The organism is Azospirillum oleiclasticum, assembly GCF_013423485.1.
Classification (GTDB): Bacteria; Pseudomonadota; Alphaproteobacteria; order Azospirillales; family Azospirillaceae; genus Azospirillum; species Azospirillum oleiclasticum.
In genome coordinates, this window is sequence record NZ_JABFFR010000011.1 from 1 (window position 1) to 16,313 (window position 16,313).

8 protein-coding genes and 2 pseudogenes are annotated in these 16,313 nt (G+C 72.0%); 3 read left to right on the forward strand and 7 right to left on the reverse strand.

The window, feature by feature from the left end:
- The first annotated feature begins 735 nt into the window (after positions 1–735).
- From cas9 to cas2, 3 genes are read left to right on the forward strand one after another with little or no spacing between them, the layout of a single operon-like run.
- Positions 736–4,008: a type II CRISPR RNA-guided endonuclease Cas9 gene (cas9, locus tag HL658_RS13895; RefSeq protein ID WP_180287639.1), complete on the forward strand. Its 3,273-nt coding sequence runs from the start codon at positions 736–738 to the stop codon at positions 4,006–4,008.
- Entirely contained in the window at positions 4,005–4,949 is a 945-nt protein-coding gene (gene cas1, locus HL658_RS13900) for a type II CRISPR-associated endonuclease Cas1 (protein WP_180282683.1), read from the forward strand. The genes cas9 and cas1 overlap by 4 nt, the downstream gene beginning before the upstream one ends.
- Positions 4,950–4,969: 20 nt before the next feature.
- On the forward strand, positions 4,970–5,269 hold the full coding sequence (gene cas2, locus HL658_RS13905; protein ID WP_246337602.1) for a CRISPR-associated endonuclease Cas2: 300 nt from the start codon (positions 4,970–4,972) through the stop codon (positions 5,267–5,269).
- A 462-nt stretch (positions 5,270–5,731) separates the two neighbouring features.
- Here cas2 and HL658_RS13910 read toward each other — a convergent pair whose 3' ends face one another.
- The 7 genes and pseudogenes from HL658_RS13910 to dhbA all read right to left on the reverse strand — a co-directional run bounded on the left by HL658_RS13910 (position 5,732) and on the right by dhbA (position 16,305).
- Positions 5,732–6,430, reverse strand: coding sequence for a 4'-phosphopantetheinyl transferase family protein (locus HL658_RS13910; RefSeq protein WP_246337612.1), 699 nt, complete (start codon positions 6,428–6,430; stop codon positions 5,732–5,734).
- A gap of 21 nt (positions 6,431–6,451) precedes the next feature.
- Positions 6,452–8,044 (reverse strand): alpha/beta hydrolase-fold protein, encoded by a 1,593-nt coding sequence (locus HL658_RS13915; RefSeq protein ID WP_246337603.1) that lies wholly within the window; start codon positions 8,042–8,044, stop codon positions 6,452–6,454.
- Between the two features lie 55 nt (positions 8,045–8,099).
- Positions 8,100–12,602, reverse strand: coding sequence for an amino acid adenylation domain-containing protein (locus HL658_RS38175; protein WP_425485339.1), 4,503 nt, complete (start codon positions 12,600–12,602; stop codon positions 8,100–8,102).
- A gap of 12 nt (positions 12,603–12,614) precedes the next feature.
- Positions 12,615–13,967: pseudogene (locus HL658_RS38180) on the reverse strand (amino acid adenylation domain-containing protein); the annotation flags it as partial.
- A pseudogene (locus HL658_RS38185) lies at positions 13,968–15,281 on the reverse strand (condensation domain-containing protein); the annotation flags it as partial.
- Between the two features lie 31 nt (positions 15,282–15,312).
- Positions 15,313–15,522, reverse strand: a complete 210-nt coding sequence (locus HL658_RS13925; RefSeq protein ID WP_180282697.1) for an MbtH family protein — start codon at positions 15,520–15,522, stop codon at positions 15,313–15,315.
- A gap of 36 nt (positions 15,523–15,558) precedes the next feature.
- Positions 15,559–16,305 (reverse strand): 2,3-dihydro-2,3-dihydroxybenzoate dehydrogenase, encoded by a 747-nt coding sequence (gene dhbA / locus HL658_RS13930; RefSeq protein WP_180282698.1) that lies wholly within the window; start codon positions 16,303–16,305, stop codon positions 15,559–15,561.
- Between the last annotated feature and the right edge of the window lie 8 nt (positions 16,306–16,313).

The following is a 16,313-nucleotide window of genomic DNA, read 5'->3' on the forward strand; positions in this document are numbered from 1 at the left end:
CCCGCCCCCCATTTCGTGCTCCCCGAAGGGAACGTGTTAACGGCTGGACCGGAGTAGCCCAGCCGCAACACAACATCATTGCTACTGGCGCGGACCATTTCCGAACGTCAGTCAGCTCGGGTTGAACGTAACGTTTATCTACATTGCCTAGCCTAAGCACCGCGATGCCAGATATCTAACACGCTTCGGCTCAGAAAAAAAATGATGTTGTGCACCCAGATTCGTATTGACCCTGCCGACTGATATGATACACGACATGAGATGTATGGTAGGGCGTTGCTCGCGCCCCACCATACACACAGAGGAGGCAGGCATGATCTCGCAACTGGTGATCCTGCTGATCCTCGCCCTGAGCGTGATCAAGCGGCTGCTCGATCTCCTCGGGTAGGATGCAGGCGGAGGGGGAGGGGTAGCGACCCTCCTCCGACGCCATCACTGGATGATAGGCCATCGCGCTCGCCGCGTGCAATGCCTTCGCAAACCGGGGGCCGGATTGCGGATCAAATGGAAAAAGGGGCGGACCGTGGCCCGCCCCCCATTTCGTGCTCCCCGAAGGGAACATGTTAACGGCTGGACCCCCGATCCCCATCGAATTTCCAACCTTGAGGCATCATAGCCCGTCTGATCCTGCGGTCAAGGGTTGTGTTATGATTTTGGCGGCGCCAAGGCGCCGACCTGCAATTCGATTCAAACAACAAATGCGATTGTCGGAGGCCCACAGTGCAGCCATACCGGTTGTCCATCGATCTCGGCACCAATTCCATCGGATGGTGCGCGCTCAATCTCGGTCATGACGGGCCTGATCATGCTGGGTCGCCGCGGGAGATCCGGGCGCTCGGGTCGCGCATCTTCTCCGACGGGCGGGACCCGCAGGACAAGTCCTCGCTGGCGGTGGCCCGCCGGGTGGCGCGGCAGATGCGGCGCCGGCGCGACCGCTATCTGGTGCGCCGCGCCCGGCTGATGAAGGCGCTGGTGCGGTTCGGGCTGATGCCGGCCGCGCCGGGGGAGCGCAAGGCGCTGGAGGTCGGGACGGATCCTTACGACTTGCGCGAACGCGGTCTGCGGGAGCGGCTGGAGCCGTTCGAGATCGGGCGCGCGCTGTTCCACCTGAACCAGCGCCGCGGCTTCAAGCCGGTCCGCACGGCGACGCGGAAGGACGAGGAGGCGGGCAAGGTCAAGGCCGCCGTGGAGAAGCTGGACGAGGCCATGCGGGCCGCCGCGACGCCGACGCTGGGCGCGTGGTTCGCATGGCGCCGGAAACGCGGTGAGACGATCCGCGCCCGCCTGACGGGAAAGGGCAAGGACGCGGGCTATCCCTTCTACCCCGCGCGCCGGATGCTGGAGGAGGAGTTCGCGGCGCTGTGGTCGGCCCAGGCGCCGCACCACCCGGCCCTGCTGACCGACGCCGCCCGGCAGGCCCTACACGACCGCATCTTCCACCAGCGTCCGCTGAAACCGGTGCCGGTGGGCAAATGCACCTTGTACCCGGAGGACGAGCGCGCCCCCCGCGCGCTGCCGTCGGTGCAGCGGCTGCGGCTGCTTCAGGAACTCGCCAACCTGCGGATCACCGCGCTCGACCTGTCCGAACGCCCGCTGACCATGGCCGAGCGCGACCGGGTGGTCGCCACCGTGCTGGGGCGGACGGCCAAGCCGGCCCGCAAGCCCGGCCGGATCCTGGACGCGCTGTCGTTCGACAAGCTGCGCGCCCTGCTCGACCAGCCGCCGGGCACGCGCTTCTCCCTGGAATCGGACAAGCGCCCGAAGCTGCTGGGGGATGAGACCGGGGCGCGGATCGCGGCCGTGTGGGGGCCCGGCTGGGGGCGGTTGCCGCTGGCCGAGCAGGACGCCGTGGTCGAGCTGCTGCTGGATGAACCCGATCCGACGGCGGCCATCGACGCGCTGACCGGACGCTGGGGGCTCGACGCCGCGGCGGCACGGACCCTGGCGGAGGACACCACCCTGCCGGATTACCACGCCGCCTATGGCCGCCGTGCCGTGGCGGAGCTGCTGCCGGTCATGGAGGCGGAAAGCCGGATGGACGCCGGCGGCCGCGTCCGTCCCATCCGCCTGGACGAGGCGGTGAAGGCGCTGCGCGGGGGTAAGGACCATTCCGACTTCTCCTCCGACGAGGCGCTGCTCGACCGGCTCCCCTATTACGGCCGGGTTCTGGAACGCCATGTCGCCTTCGGAACCGGCGATCCGAACGATCCGGAGGAGAGGCGCGTCGGCCGGCTCGCCAACCCGACGGTCCACATCGCGCTCAACCAGCTCCGCCATCTGGTGAACGCCGTGCTGGAGCGGTACGGGCGGCCGAAGGACATCGTCATCGAGCTGGCCCGCGACCTGAAACAGTCGGCCCTCGACCGCCGCCGGGAGGAGAAGCGGCAGGCCGACAACCAGCGCCGCAACGAGGAGCGCAAGCGGCGCATCCAGGAGGTCGGCGAACGCCCGACCCCCCGCAACCTGCTGAAGATGCGCCTGTGGGAGGAGCAGGTGCAGAACGGCGTGCATTTCTGCCCCTACACCGGCCAGACCATCGGGATCCGCCTGCTGCTGTCCCATGCGGTGGACATCGACCACATCCTGCCCTTCTCGGTCAGCCTGGACGACAGCGCCGGCAACAAGCTGGTCTGCCTGCGCGAGGCGAACCGGGTGAAGCGGAACCAGACGCCGTGGGACGCCTTCCACACCGATGACCACGTGAGCCGCGGCATCCTGCCATGGGCGGAGATCCTGGCCCGCGCCGAGTCGCTGCCCAGGAACAAGCGGTGGCGCTTCGCCGGGGACGCGCTGGAGAAGCTCCGGCAGGACGGCGGCTTCCTGGCCCGCCACCTGAACGACACCCGCCACCTGTCACGGCTGGCGCACGAGTATCTGAGGCGGATCTGCGACGATGTGCGGGTGTCGCCGGGCCGCCTGACGGCGCTGCTGCGCCGGCGCTGGGGCGTGGATCCGATCCTCGACCCCGACCGTCCGCCGCCGGACGAAGGGGGTGACGCCCCCGCCCGCAAGAACCGGCAGGACCATCGCCACCACGCGCTGGACGCCGTGGTGATCGGCTGCATCGACCAGGGCATGGTGCAACGGGTGCAAACCGAGGCGGCCAGGGCCGAGCGGGACTCCGACGCGCAGGCGGAGGGCATCAGCCGTGTGCTGAAGGAGTTCGCGGATCCTTGGCCCGGTTTCCGCAAAGAGCTGAAAGCCCGTGCCGCCACCATCACCGTGTCCCACCGCCCGGAGCACGGCGTCACCGGCGCGCTCCACAAGGAGACCGCCTACGGCCCCGTGGCTCCGGCGGAGGACGGCTGCAACCTCGTCGCCCGCAAACCCATCCTCGGTCTGACCAAAGGGGACGTGGAGGGCGTGCGCGACGTCCGGCTGCGCCGCTACCTGCTGGATCGGATCGAGCTGCGCAAACGCGACGCCAACGATTTCGCGGGCCAGCTCGCGAAGGCGGTGGAGGACGCCGCGGCGCACCCGCACTGGGCCGGCCTCCGCCGCGTGCGGATCCTGAAGAAGGAATCGAGCCCGATCCCGATCGCCCACGGCAACGGCCGGTTCCTGAAGCTGGTGCTGGCCGGCGACGTGCATCACCTGGACATCATGCTGCGCGCCGACGGCCGGCGCTGGGTGCCGCGCTGGGCGACCCTGTTCGACACGCACCGCACCCGCACCCCCGACGGCCGCGCGGCACCGCCGGCACCGGCGGCGGGCGAGCGGTTCGTCATGCGGCTGCACAAGGGCGACTGTCTGAAGCTCGATCACCAGGGGCGATCACGGATCATGCAGGTGATCATCCTCGAGCCCTCGACCAACAGCGTGGTGCTGATCGAGCCGCATCAGGCGAAGAACGACCGCTCGCTCCACGTGAAGGTGTCGTGCGATCAGCTCCGGGCGCGGGGTGCGCGGCGGGTGACGGTCGATCTCCTGGGCCGCGTCCGGGTCCATGCGCACGGCGCCCCCGTCGGCATCGGACCGGCCAGCCGTGGCCGGGAGGGTGATCCATGACCGGCCGGGTGGTGGAGATCGCCGAGGACGGCCGCCATCTGTCGCTGTCCCGCGGCTTCCTCGTGGTGTCGGCCGAGGGCCGCGAGATCGGTCGCGTGCCGCTGGACGACATCGCGGTGGTGATGGCGAACGCGCACGGCCTGACCTATTCGAACAACCTGCTGGTCGCGCTGTGCGAGCGCGGGGCGGTGATGGTGCTGTGCGGCTCCAACCATGTCCCGGCGGCCTTCCTGTGGCCCGTCGATTCGCACCATGTGCAGGCGAGGCGGATGCGCGCACAGGTGGAGGCTCCCGCACCCCTCGCCAAGCGGCTCTGGCAGGCGTGCGTCCGCGCCAAGATCCGGCAGCAGGCGGCGGCGCTGGACTCGCGCGGCCTGCCCGGCGGCGGCCTGCTGGAGATGGCGCGCCGCGTGCGGTCCGGCGACCCCGACAATCTGGAGGCCCAGGCGGCGCGGCGTTACTGGCCCGCCCTGTTCGGTGCGGAATTCCGGCGCGACCAGGATGCCGGTGGAGCCAACGCCATGCTGAACTACGGCTACGCCATCCTGCGCTCGGCGACCGCCCGCGCCGTGACGGCGGCGGGGCTGCACCCGTCCATCGGGCTGCACCACAGCAACCGCGGCAACCCCCTGTGCCTCGTGGACGACCTAATGGAGCCGTTCCGGCCGCTGATCGATCTGGCCGTGCTGCGGCTGCTGGAGGCCGGCCACACCGGAGTGACGCGCGAGGTGAAGCGGTTCCTGGCGCTGGTCCCGTCCCTGGACATGCTCACCGCCCAGGGAACGACGCCCATCGGCACGGTGCTGATCCGCCTCGCCGGATCGCTGGCGCGCGTGCTGGAGGAAGGGAAGGGCGATCTCGATCTTCCCGCGCTGGACCGGCCGTGGGCGCCCATGCCCCTGGAATGGCCACCCCCGGCGCCGGACGACCGGGCATGCTGAGCGGGTACCGGATGATGTGGATGATGGTGCTGTTCGACCTGCCGGTCCTCACCAAGCCCGAGCGCAAGGCGGCGACCCGGTTCCGCCAGTTCCTGCTCGACCAGGGCTTCGAGATGTCGCAGTTTTCCGTCTATCTGCGGTTCTGCAGCGGCAAGGAGCAGGTCGAGACGCTGACCGGCCGAATCGGGAAGAATGTCCCCTCCACCGGAAAGGTCCACATCTTGTGTTTCACCGACCGCCAGTACGAAAACATGGTGTGCTTCGACGGCCGCGCCCGAGCCGCATCACGCAGGAATCCCGAGCAGTACGTCCTGTTTTAGCCATGTCGCGCCCGTTTCCACCACCCTGGAATCCCGGAAAGCCGCTGAAAAATCAACGACTTGCCGGGACAGCCAGTGTAGCCGATGGGGATCGGGGGTCCAGCCGCAACGCCGCCGGGCCGGAGGCCGCGGTTTCGACCAGTGTAGCCGATGGGGATCGGGGGTCCAGCCGCAACGTCTCGGGAACGGGGCCGCCCTTCGTGCGTAGTGTAGCCGATGGGGATCGGGGGTCCAGCCGCAACCGTAGGCGGGGCTGCCTTGCATGGCCTGTCAGTGTAGCCGATGGGGATCGGGGGTCCAGCCGCAACCGTAGGCGGGGCTGCCTTGCATGGCCTGTCAGTGTAGCCGATGGGGATCGGGGGTCCAGCCGCAACGACGAAGGCCGCGGACCGTCCGGTACGGTTTCCGGGCGATCCGCCGCCGGCACCATCCCGCGCGCCCTCGATGCCGACACGCGTGCTTTCAGCCTGTTGCGGTTCGGCAGCGATCGACGACCGGGTCGTCGATCAGCACGCAGGTCCCGACCAGACCGTCCGTCCGGAAGAACCGGCCGGGGAGCACCGACCCGTCCATGGGGTGCCCGTGCGATCCGGAACGGACCGTGGTTCGGAAGCACCCGGCGGCGAGATCGACCGCCGTCTCCAGATCCTGGAAATCCATCGGGGCCCGTGTGACGGCGTACTGGGCCTTGAAGGCCGCCTCCTTGGCGGAGAAGACCAGCGTCGTCAGCAGCGCGCGCTCGCCTTGCGGGTGGTCCTCCAGGCGGTGGCGCTCACGGGCGGTCATGAACATCGGCACCAGGCTGTCATCGATCCGCGGGTGATCCTCCAGATCGATGCCGATGGCGATGCCGTCCGTCGCCCGGCACAGGGCGGCCGCGCACCACTGGCCGCAATGGGTGATGCTGCCCCGCAGACTGTCCGGCCATCGCGGCGCGCGGTCGGCCGCCATGGGCAGCACCAGCGCCGGCCGTCCCCACCGTCCCGCGGCGCGTCGCGCCAGCAGGCGCCCGGCGATGAACTCGCGCCGGCGCTTGGCGACCGCCTGCCGGATGGCCGGCCGTTCGTCGGGGTGGAGCTGGTCGGGCGACGGGTCCACCGCGTCCAGGCGGCAGGCCTCCACGACGACGCGGTCGTCCGCCCCGAAGGTCTCCAGGATCATGCGCAGCACGGGTTCCACCGCTCAGCGGCTCGGCTGGAAGAGCGCCAGCAGCCCGTCGCCGAGCGCGCCGCGCCAGGCGAAATGGTCGTGCCCGGCGGCGTAGTCGCGGTAGGCGACCTCGTAGCCCTTCGCCTCCAGCAGGTCGCGGAGATGGCGGGAGCTTTCCAGGATGCCGATCTCACCGTCGATGGCGGTCTCGAACAGGCCGGCGCTGAGGAAAAAGCGCACGGGCAGCCGCCGGCGCGCCGCCACCAGCCCGGCGACGTGTTCCGGCCGGTCGGGCGGCGCGTCGTCGGGGTGCCACCAGAAGGACCCCGACATCGACAGCGCGTTGCCGAACCGGTCCGGCCGCTCCAGCACGGCCGTCACCGCCGCCAGCCCGCCATAGCTGGATCCGGCCAGCACCGTGCGCTCCGGCCGTGGCCGGATACCCTGGCGCGCGGCCAGCCAGGGCAGCAGCTCGTCCGCGAGCATCGCCGCGAAGGCCGGGTTGGCCGGCAGCTCGCGCGCCCGCGCCGCGGCGTCGGGGTTGGCGATGAAGACGGCGACCAGCGGCGGCAGGCGGCCATCGCCGGTCAGCCGGTCGAGCATGGCCGGCACCGGCGCGCGGCGGTCCAGGTAATCCGGCCCGTCGAACAGCAGCATCAGCGCCGTGCCCTCGCCCGCCGGATCGACGCCGGGCGGCGCATAGACCGCCACCTCGCGCGAGTTGCCCAGGATGCGGCTGGTGAACCGCTCCGTGACCAGCCGGCCGGCCGGTGCCGCGGCACCCGCGCTCTCCGGTGCGGGGATGCCGGGTTCGGCGATGCCCGGCTGGGGCGGGGCGTCCGGCAGTTCGACCAGGGAATGCTGGTTGAAGGGGTCCGGCGCGTCGGCCGGCCAGGGACGGCGGTTCAGCGGGTCGGCCTGGAGCTGCGCCAGGATCGCCTCCCGGCATTCGCGGCAGGTGCCGGGGAAGTCCGGCACATCCGGCGCGATCCGGTAGGACAGCCGGGTGGATGAGGGAACGATGAAGCTCTTGAACCAGACGTCGCTGTCGCCCAGCCGCTCCAGCCGTTCATGGTTCGAGGTCGGGCCACCCAGCAGGCGGACGTTGCGTCGGGCACCGCGCGCCAGGAAGGTCATCACCACCCGCCCCGGCTCCAGCGGTTCGACCAGCGGTGTTCCCCGCGCCGCCGCCATCCGCCAGAACGCCGCGGTGTCGCCGCCGCGTTGCAGCTCCGCCGCCAGCGCCTCGATGGCGGGGCTGAGATGGCCGCGCAGGACCGGGTGCTGGTCCGCGACGGCGATGCGGCGGGTCAGGGCCAGCTGGTAGCCGCCGGGCGCGCGCAGCGTCACCCGCAGCGCCGCCATGCGGTCGTCGGCGACGAAGCGGAAGGTCTCCCGCCCCGTCGTACGGTCGAGCAGCAGCCGGAGCGGTCGCCCCTCCCGGTCGATCAGGCGCAGTTCCGCCGGCTCCGGCCCGGAATCGAGCGTGCCTTCCACATAGTCGCCGTCCGCCAGCTTCAGCGGGTGGCTGGCGCTGCGGTTCTCGGCCGCGACCGTGCCGGCCACCGGCGCATGCAGGCGCAAGGGGGTGCCGTCCGGCACGCCCGCGCACGCGTTCAGTCCCATGATCACCATTCCCGCCAGGACAAGACGTTTCCAACGCGCCACGCGGTTCCCCCCGTCACCGCCCGGCCGCGCCGATCACGCGGTCGAGCAGCGGCCCGACGATGCGCAGGGAGGCGGGGGCGATGATGTCCTCGTGCGCGCAATGGGACAGGCGGTGGACCGACAGCCGCCCGACCTTGCCGCGCCAGCTTGCCTCCGGGTCGATCTCCGGCGGCAGCGACTTCTCGGCCACGAACAGGGTCAGCGCGCCGTCGTAGGACGGGGTGCGTGTCCGCGACAGGAGCCGCACCGCGTCCTTGTAGTTGCCGAAGATGTGGCCGAACATCGCCACCTTCTCCCGCCGCAGATCCTCGTCCATCACGTCGGCCAGGGCGTCGTTCAGGAACTGCTCCTGCTCGCGCTCGGCCGCCCGGTCGGCGTCGGCGCGGCCGAGACCGCTCCAGTCGTGCGCCTCCGCCGGATAAGTGTCGAGCAGGCCCAGGAAATCCACCCGCTCGCCCAGCCGCCGCAGCCGCACCGCCAGACCGAAGGCGACGGTGCCGCCCAGCGAATAGCCCAGCAGATGGTAGGGACCCTGCGGCTGCACCGCGCGCAGGGTGGCGAGCTGGCGGTCGCACAGCTCGTCCATATCGGCGCTCAGCGCCAGCGGACCGTTGGGGCGGGGCGATTGCAGGCCGATGATCGGCCGGTCGCCGCCCAGATAGCGCGACAGCACGCTGTACTGCCAGGACAGGCCGGAGCCGGGGTAGAGGCAGACCAGCGGCGTTCCCGACCCGTCGCGCAGGCGGATGACCGGCGCGAAGCCCAGATTCTCCGGTTCGTCCGGCCGTTCCGTCTCGGTCAGATGGGCGGCGAGACGGGCGACGGTCGGCGTCACCATGATCTGGTTGACCGACACCGGCCGCCCGATGTCGCGGCGGATTCGCGCCGCCAGCCGCATCGCCAGCAGCGAATGGCCGCCGATGGCGAAGAAATCCTCGTCGGCCCCGACGTTCTCCAACCCCAGCAGCTCGGCCATGATGGCCGCCAGCCGGCTCTCCAGCCCCGCGGCCGGCTGGCGCCCGGCCGATCCGGCATCGGGACCGGCGGCCGGCAGCGGCAGCGCCTTGCGGTCGAGCTTGCCGTTCGGCGACAGCGGCAGCGCGTCCAGCGCCACGCAGGCGGTCGGCACCATGTGCGGCGGCAGCGTTTCGGCGAGGGCTGCGCGGATGGCGGCCCCATCGACGCCGTGGCCCGCGGCGGGAACGATCCAGGCGACGAGCTGGCGCCGATCCATCCCGGTCTCCGTGGCGCCTGCGCTCGGCCGGTCCCCGCCCAGTGCCACGGCGTTGACCACCGCCTGCGCCACGCCGGGCAGGGCGGCGATGGCGCTCTCGATCTCCCCCGGCTCGATCCGCTGGCCGCGGATCTTCACCTGATGGTCGGTGCGGCCGAGATACTCGACGGCACCGTCCGGCAGCCAGCGGGCGAGGTCGCCGGTGCGGTACATGCGCCGGCCGCGGTCGAACGGGTCGGCGACGAAGCGCGTGGCGGTCAGGCCGGGGCGACCGAGATAGCCGAGTGCCAGCTGGTCGCCGCACAGGTACAGCTCCCCCACCGCCCCCGGCGGCACCGGGCGGAGCGCGTGGTCAAGGATGCGCAGCTGCGTGTTCCACACCGGCAGCCCGATGGGAACGCCGCCGTCGCCCTCGATCCGCTCGCCCGCGGCCGGGCAGTAGGTCACGTCGACCGCAGCCTCGGTCGGGCCGTAGAGGTTGTGAAGCTCTGCGCCGAAACGGGCGGCGAAGGCGCGCGACAGGCTCCGCCCCAGCGCCTCCCCACTGCAGAAGACGCGGGTCAGGCTGGTGCAGACGGGCTGATCCGGGCCGTGCGCCTCGACCACGCTGGCGGTGAAGAGGGCCAGCATCGACGGCACGAAATGGATGGTGGTGATGCGGTGCTCCTCGATCAGCCGCACCAGCGCGGCCGGGTCGCGGTGCGCCTCGGGCGGCGCCATCACCAGCCGGGCACCCACCATATAGGACCAGAAGAACTCCCACACCGACACGTCGAACCCGCAGGGCGTCTTCTGCAGGATGGCGTCGCCGGCATCGAGCGGATACTCGTTCTGCATCCACAGGATTCGGTTGACGATCGCGCCGTGCGACACCGCCACCCCCTTGGGCCGCCCGGTGGTGCCGCTGGTGTAGATGACATAGGCCGCATGCCCCGGCGACAGACCGTCGTCGGGCGCCACCGGCTCCGCCTCCGCGTCCGCCTCCCCATCGACCGCCAGCACCGGAACCGCGTCGCCGAACAGCGGGCGGGAGGCGGCGTCGGTCATCAGCACCCGCGGGCGGGCGTCGGACAGCATGAGGCCCAGACGCTCCGCCGGGTAGCCGAGATCGAGCGGCAGATAGGCGGCCCCCGCCTCGATCACCGCCAGGATCGACAGGCTGAGCGAGGCGGAGCGCGGCAGCCCCACGGCCACCACGTCGCCGGTGCGCACGCCCATGGCGCGCAGCCGCCCCGCCAGATGCGCCACCCGCCGCCGCACCTGGCAGAAGCTCAGGCGTTCGCGCCCGTCCACCAGCGCCACGGCGTCCGGGCTGCGCTGCGCCTGGGCGGCCAGCAGGCCGCGCAGGGTCTCGCCCGGAATCCTCCGTGCGGTGTCGTTGACCGCGGCGAGGTGCCGTTGCTCACCATCGGTCAGCAAGGGCAGGGCGGCGACCGGCGTGTCGGGAAGCTGGACCAACGCCTCCAGCAGACCGCGCACCCGCTCCGCCAGCGCCCGCGCGTCGGGCACCGCGCCGCGGTTCTCCACCAGCAACGTCAGCTCGCGTCCCGGCAGCACCAGCAGGGCCAGCGGGTAATGGCTGTAGCCGCGGTTGTGGACGCCGGCCACCCTTAGGCCGCCGGAGTCGATGGCGTCGAGGCCGCTGTCCGGGTAGTTCTCCACCACCAGCAGCGTGTCGAACAGGGCACCACCCCCGGCCAGCGCCTGCAGGTCGGACAGGCCGAGCCCGTCATGCTCCATCAGCCCGATGTGGCGGTCCTGAATGGCCGGCACCTGCACCCACAGCGGCCGGGCCGGATCGAGGGCGACACGCACCGGCAGGGTGTTGAGGAACAGCCCGACCTGCTCCGCGAGCCCCACCACCGCGCCGGAGCGGCCGGACACCGGGGTGCCGAACAGCACGTCGTCACGGCCCGCCATATTACCCAGCACCAGCGCCCACACGGCCTGCATCAGCGCGTTGAGCGTCAGCCCGTCGCCGCGCAGCCGGGCCAGCAGCGCATCGGTCAGCGCCGCCGGCAGGGTCAGCACCGCTTCCTCCATCGCCGCATCGCTGCCGGATTTTGCGGCGTCGAACAGCACGGTCGGGATGGCGCCTGCCAGCGCGTCGGTCCAGGCGGCCCGGCTGGCCGCGGTGTCGCGCGCGAGCAGGGCGCCCACCACCTCCGGGTAACCCACGGGCGGGGGCGGCAGGGAGGCACCGTCGCGGCCATAGGCGGTCAGCAGGTCGCGCAGGACCAGCGGCGTCGACCAGCCGTCCACCACCAGATGATGGATGGCGATCAGCAGCCGGTGGCGGTCGGTGGTGGTGCGCACCAGCACGGCCTTCACCAGCCCCAGGAACCGGTCGGTCGGGTTGGCGCGCTCCGCCGTCGCCGCCTCGATGCGGGCGAGTTCCGCTGCCGCCGCCTCCGGCTCCAGCCCGGACAGGTCGTGCCGCTCGAAAGGCCAGAGCGGACCGCCGCCCGGCGGCAGGGCGGGAATGACCAGCAGCGGGTCGCCGTTGCCGTCATGGTCGAACAGCCCGGCAAGCTGCGGGTGGCGGCGCAGCACCGCGTCGAAGGCGCGGCACAGGCGTTCCGAGTCCAGAGGACCGTCGAGGTCGAGCGCGGTGAAGGCGTTGTAGGCGCTGGCGCGCCCGCCGAGCTGCGCCTGGAACAGCATGCCCTTCTGCAGCGGCAGCAATGGCACCGCTGCGGCCACCGGCCCATGCCGGGACGCCAGCGCCGCCAGATCGGCCGACGGGGTCGCCGCCAGGATGGAACGGCGTGCCACCATCAGAACTCGCAGGGCCGGTGCCATGCCACGCGGGTCGCGCCCGGCGAACACGTCGCGCGGACGCAGCTCGAAGCCGTGCGCGCGCAGCTCGCTGCCCAGCGCGATGGCGCTGATGCTGTCGCCGCCCAGCGCGAAGAAATCGGCGTCGGCCCCCACCGTCTCCAGCCCCAGCACCTTCGCCATCGCCCGGCACAGCAGCGCCTCCTCCGCGGTGGCGGGGAGGGCGCCGCCGGTCTCGGCGGTGGGGGCGGGCAGGCGGGCGCGGTCCACCTTGCCGTTGACGGTCAGCGGGAAGGCGTCCAGCAGCACCAGCGCCGACGGCACCATGTAATCGGGCAGCCGCGCGCGCAGGGCTTGGAGCAGGCCACGGGCCGCAATCCCGGCGTTCGCCGCGGGCGGGCCGGACAGGGTGCAGTAGCCGACCAGCCGGTGGCTGTCGTTCACCGCTTCCGCCACCACCAGCGCGCCGGTGACGCCGGGCAGCCGTTGCAGGGCGGCCTCCACCTCCGGGATTTCGATGCGGTAGCCGCGGACCTTGACCTGATGGTCGGCACGGCCGATGAAATCGACCAGACCGTCGCCGGCCCAGCGCACCAGATCACCCGTGCGGTAGAGCCGCCCGCCACTGCCGAAGGGATCGGCGACGAAGCGTTGCGCCGTCAGACCTGCCCGCCCCACATAGCCGGCCGCCAGACCGGCGCCGCCGATGTAGAGCTCGCCGACAACGCCCACCGGGACCGGCCGCAGCCGGGCGTCCAGGACATGCACGCGCACATTGCCGACCGGCCGCCCGACCACCGGCCGTTCCGACCGGTCGACAGGCGCCCGCAGCGTGTCCACCGTGTTCTCGGTCGGGCCGTAGAGGTTGACCGCCATCAGGCCGGGGTGGGCGCGCAGGTGAGTCCACAAGGCGGGGGAGGCGGCCTCCCCGCCGATCAGGACCAGCGTCGGGTGGTGGTGGCCCGGCTCCATCAGGCCGCAGGCCAGCGTCTGCGCGCAGAAGGACGGCGGCAGGTCCAGCGCGTCGAGGCGGCGGGCGCGCAGCTCCTCCACCAGGGCGCGGGCGTCGCGCCGCGTCTCCTCGTCGAAGACGTGCAGCTCCTGCCCCAGCAGCATCCAGAAAATCTGGAGCCAGGAGCTGTCGAAGGCGAAGGAATGGGTGTGCGCCGCCCTCAGCGCACGGCCACCCTGGCGCCGCCGGAAGCTCTCCAGCGCCGGGCCGTAGACGGTGGCGCTGTGGGCCAGCAGCAGGTTCAGCAGGGCGCCGTGGGTGTTCATCACCCCCTTAGGCCGCCCGGTGGAGCCGGAGGTGAAGATGATGGTGGCGGTGTGGGCCGGGGTCAGCGGCGCCGTCCGCTCCGCCGCCGCGACGGTGGCACCGGACAGGGCGGCGCAGGCCGCCAGCAGATCGGCGTCGTCCAGGCACAGCGCCTCCAGCCCGGCGGGGAGCCGCCCCTCGACCGTGCCCCAGGTCAGGACGCAGCGGGGCCGCGCGTCCTCGCACATCATGGCGAGGCGTTCGGCGGGGTGGTCGAGGTCGAGCGGCAGATGGGTGGCACCGCTCGTCAGCACCGCCAGCATGGCGATGACCGCGTCGGCCGAGCGCGGAACCGCCACCGCCACCACGTCGCCGGGACCGACGCCGCGGCCGATCAGCAGCCGCGCCAGCCGGGCCGAAGCGCCCGACAGCTCGCGGAATGTCAGCCGCCGGTCGCCGGCCGTGGGGTCGGCGAAGACCAGCGCGGTCGCGTCCGGCGTCTCCGCCGCCTGCCGGTCCAGCACCTCGATCAAGGTTGCGGGGTGCTCCGGGGTTGCGAAGGCCGGGCCGGCGGACCAGACGGCGATGGCCGCCTCCTCGTCCTCGTCCATCACCGGCAGGCGGTCGAGCGGGCAGCCGCCGGTCGCGGCGTCCAGCAGGCGGATCAGGCGACGGGCGTGGCGGGCTGTTTCGGCCGCGTCGTAGCGGCTGCGGTCGGCGCGCAGTTCCAGGGTGACGCCGCCGCCGCGCGTCAGCAGCCCGAATTCGAAGTCATCGACCGGCCCGGTCGCCAGATGGTGGGTGATCGCCGGCACCCCGGCGAAGTCGAGGTCGTAATCGAACATCCGGTAATTGATCACCGGACCATAGAGCGCCTTGCCCGACCCGACCTGCCCCAGGTCGCGCGGGATGCGCTCGGCGTCGTAGCGTTGGTGGCGCCGCGCCTCCTTCACGGCCGCCCGCACCCGGCCCGCGGCGTCGGCCAATGTCCGCGCCTCGCCGAGGTCGATGCGCAGCGGCAGCACAGTCACCACCGGGGCCAGCGCGTGCGCGGCGGCCGAACCCATCCGCCGCATGAAGGGGAAGCCCACCACCGGCCGCGGGTCGCCGGACAGCCGATGCAGATAGACGGCGATGCCAGCCGCCACCAGATCGGCGACGGCAACGCCCGCGGCCCGCGCCTGCCAGACCAGACGGTCGGCAAGCGCCGGCGGAAGGTCGCAGGCGTGCGCCACCACCTCCGACGTCGCCTGCTGCTCGGTCGGCTTGGCGCCGTGGAGGGAGAGGGTCAGCGGGGCTGGGAAGTCGCCGCACAGCCCGCTCCAATAGGCACGGTCGGCGGCCGGCGCGTCGGAGGCGAGATAGGCCGCCTCCTCCGCCACCACCGCGGCGACGGGGACGAAGGGGCAGGGGGCGGGGGCCAGACCGCGAACCGCCGCGGAGTAGAGCGCGGCGACGCGGCGGGTCAGCGCGTTGAAGCTGTAGCCGTCCAGCATGATGTGGTGGTAGCGCTGGTACCAGATCCAGCGCGGCGCGCCGTCCGCACCGGCAATGTCGAACAGGATCTGGCGGCACAGCGGGCGGTCGCCGTCGACCGGCAGGTCGGCGGCCAGATCCCCGGCCATGACGGCGCGTGCCGCGGCCTCCGGATCGGCGACACCGGCGAGGTCGATGCGCTCCGGCTCGGGAACCGTGTTGCCGGGATCGCCCAGGATCTGGACGACCCGCCCATCCCGTTCGGCGAAGCGGGCGGTCACGGTGTCGGCCTCCGCCAGCCCGTCGCGGACCGCCCGCACCAGCCGGTCGGCGTCGATGGCGCCGTTCAGTTCGACCGCGTGGGCGATGACGTAGGCGTTCTTGCGGGCCGCGACCTGATCCGCCAGCCAGATTCCCAGTTGCGTGCCCAGCAGGGGGACGATGCGCATGGCCCTGTCCTCGCGTCGGATGTCGGTGCCGTCAGGCGGCGGCAGCGGTGGTGGGGCCGCTCCAGTCCGCCTCGATGCGGTCGAGGCAGGCGGCACGGCCGGCGGGGCCGAAGACCGGGTCCCAGCCCGCGGGAACCGCGGCGAAGCCCGGCCACAAGCTGAACTGGCCGGCAGCGTTCACCAGCACCAGGAAGTCGTGGCGCTCGTCGTCGAAGGGGTTGACGTAATGGTCGTTGGTCATCGGGTGGGTCCTGCGTCCTGGAATGCTGCCGGGGTGCTACCGCCCCAGCGTGGCGCCGCCGTCCACCAGCAGGTCGGCCATGGTGACGTGGCCGGCGGCGGGCGAGGCGAGGAAGACGACGATCCCGGCGATGTCCCGCGGGCTGGCGATCTTCCCGAGCGGGATGCCCAGCTTGTAGCGGCCGGGGTCGCCGCGGACGGTGGCTGCCGCCCCGTCCGGCCCGTCCCACAGCGCCCTCTGCATGGCGGTGTCGGTGGAGCCGGGGGAGACGACGTTGCAGCGCACGCCATAGGGCGCCAGCTCAAGCCCAACCGTCATGGTCAGGCTGGTCAGCGCCGCCTTCGACGCGCCATAGGCGGCCATGCCCATGCGCGGCACATGGGCGGCGTTCGACGACACGCTGACGATGGCGCCGCCGCGCCCGCGCTTGAAGGCCGGCACCAGCGCCCGCATCATGTGGAAGGGACCGGCGACGTTGACGGCGAAGGTGTCGTGCCAATCGGCGTCCGTCATCGCCTCCACCGGCCCCATGCGCAGGATGCCGGCGACGTTGGCCAACACGTCGATCGCGACCCCTTCGGCGGACAGCGCGCGGCAGGCACCGGAGACGGCGTCCGCGTCGGCGATGTCGAGCGTCACGGCGCGGTAGGGCGCCTCCGCGTCCCAGCGCCGGTCGAAGGCGACGACCGTGGCGCCCTCGGCATGGAAGAGGTCGGCCACCGCGCGGCCGATGCCCTGGTTGGCGCCGGTGACCCAGACGGTGCGCCCTGTGAACGCCGCCATGCCGGCCC

Excerpts from the sequence above, each read along its gene's own strand:
- cas1 (WP_180282683.1), top strand. The coding sequence starts at position 4,005 with ATGACCGGCCGGGTGGTGGAGATCGCCGAGGACGGCCGCCATCTGTCG.
- HL658_RS13910 (WP_246337612.1), bottom strand. The coding sequence starts at position 6,430 with ATGATCCTGGAGACCTTCGGGGCGGACGACCGCGTCGTCGTGGAGGCC.
- cas2 (WP_246337602.1), top strand. The coding sequence starts at position 4,970 with ATGATGGTGCTGTTCGACCTGCCGGTCCTCACCAAGCCCGAGCGCAAG.
- HL658_RS13925 (WP_180282697.1), bottom strand. The coding sequence starts at position 15,522 with ATGACCAACGACCATTACGTCAACCCCTTCGACGACGAGCGCCACGAC.
- dhbA (WP_180282698.1), bottom strand. The coding sequence starts at position 16,305 with ATGGCGGCGTTCACAGGGCGCACCGTCTGGGTCACCGGCGCCAACCAG.
- HL658_RS13915 (WP_246337603.1), bottom strand. The coding sequence starts at position 8,044 with ATGGGACTGAACGCGTGCGCGGGCGTGCCGGACGGCACCCCCTTGCGC.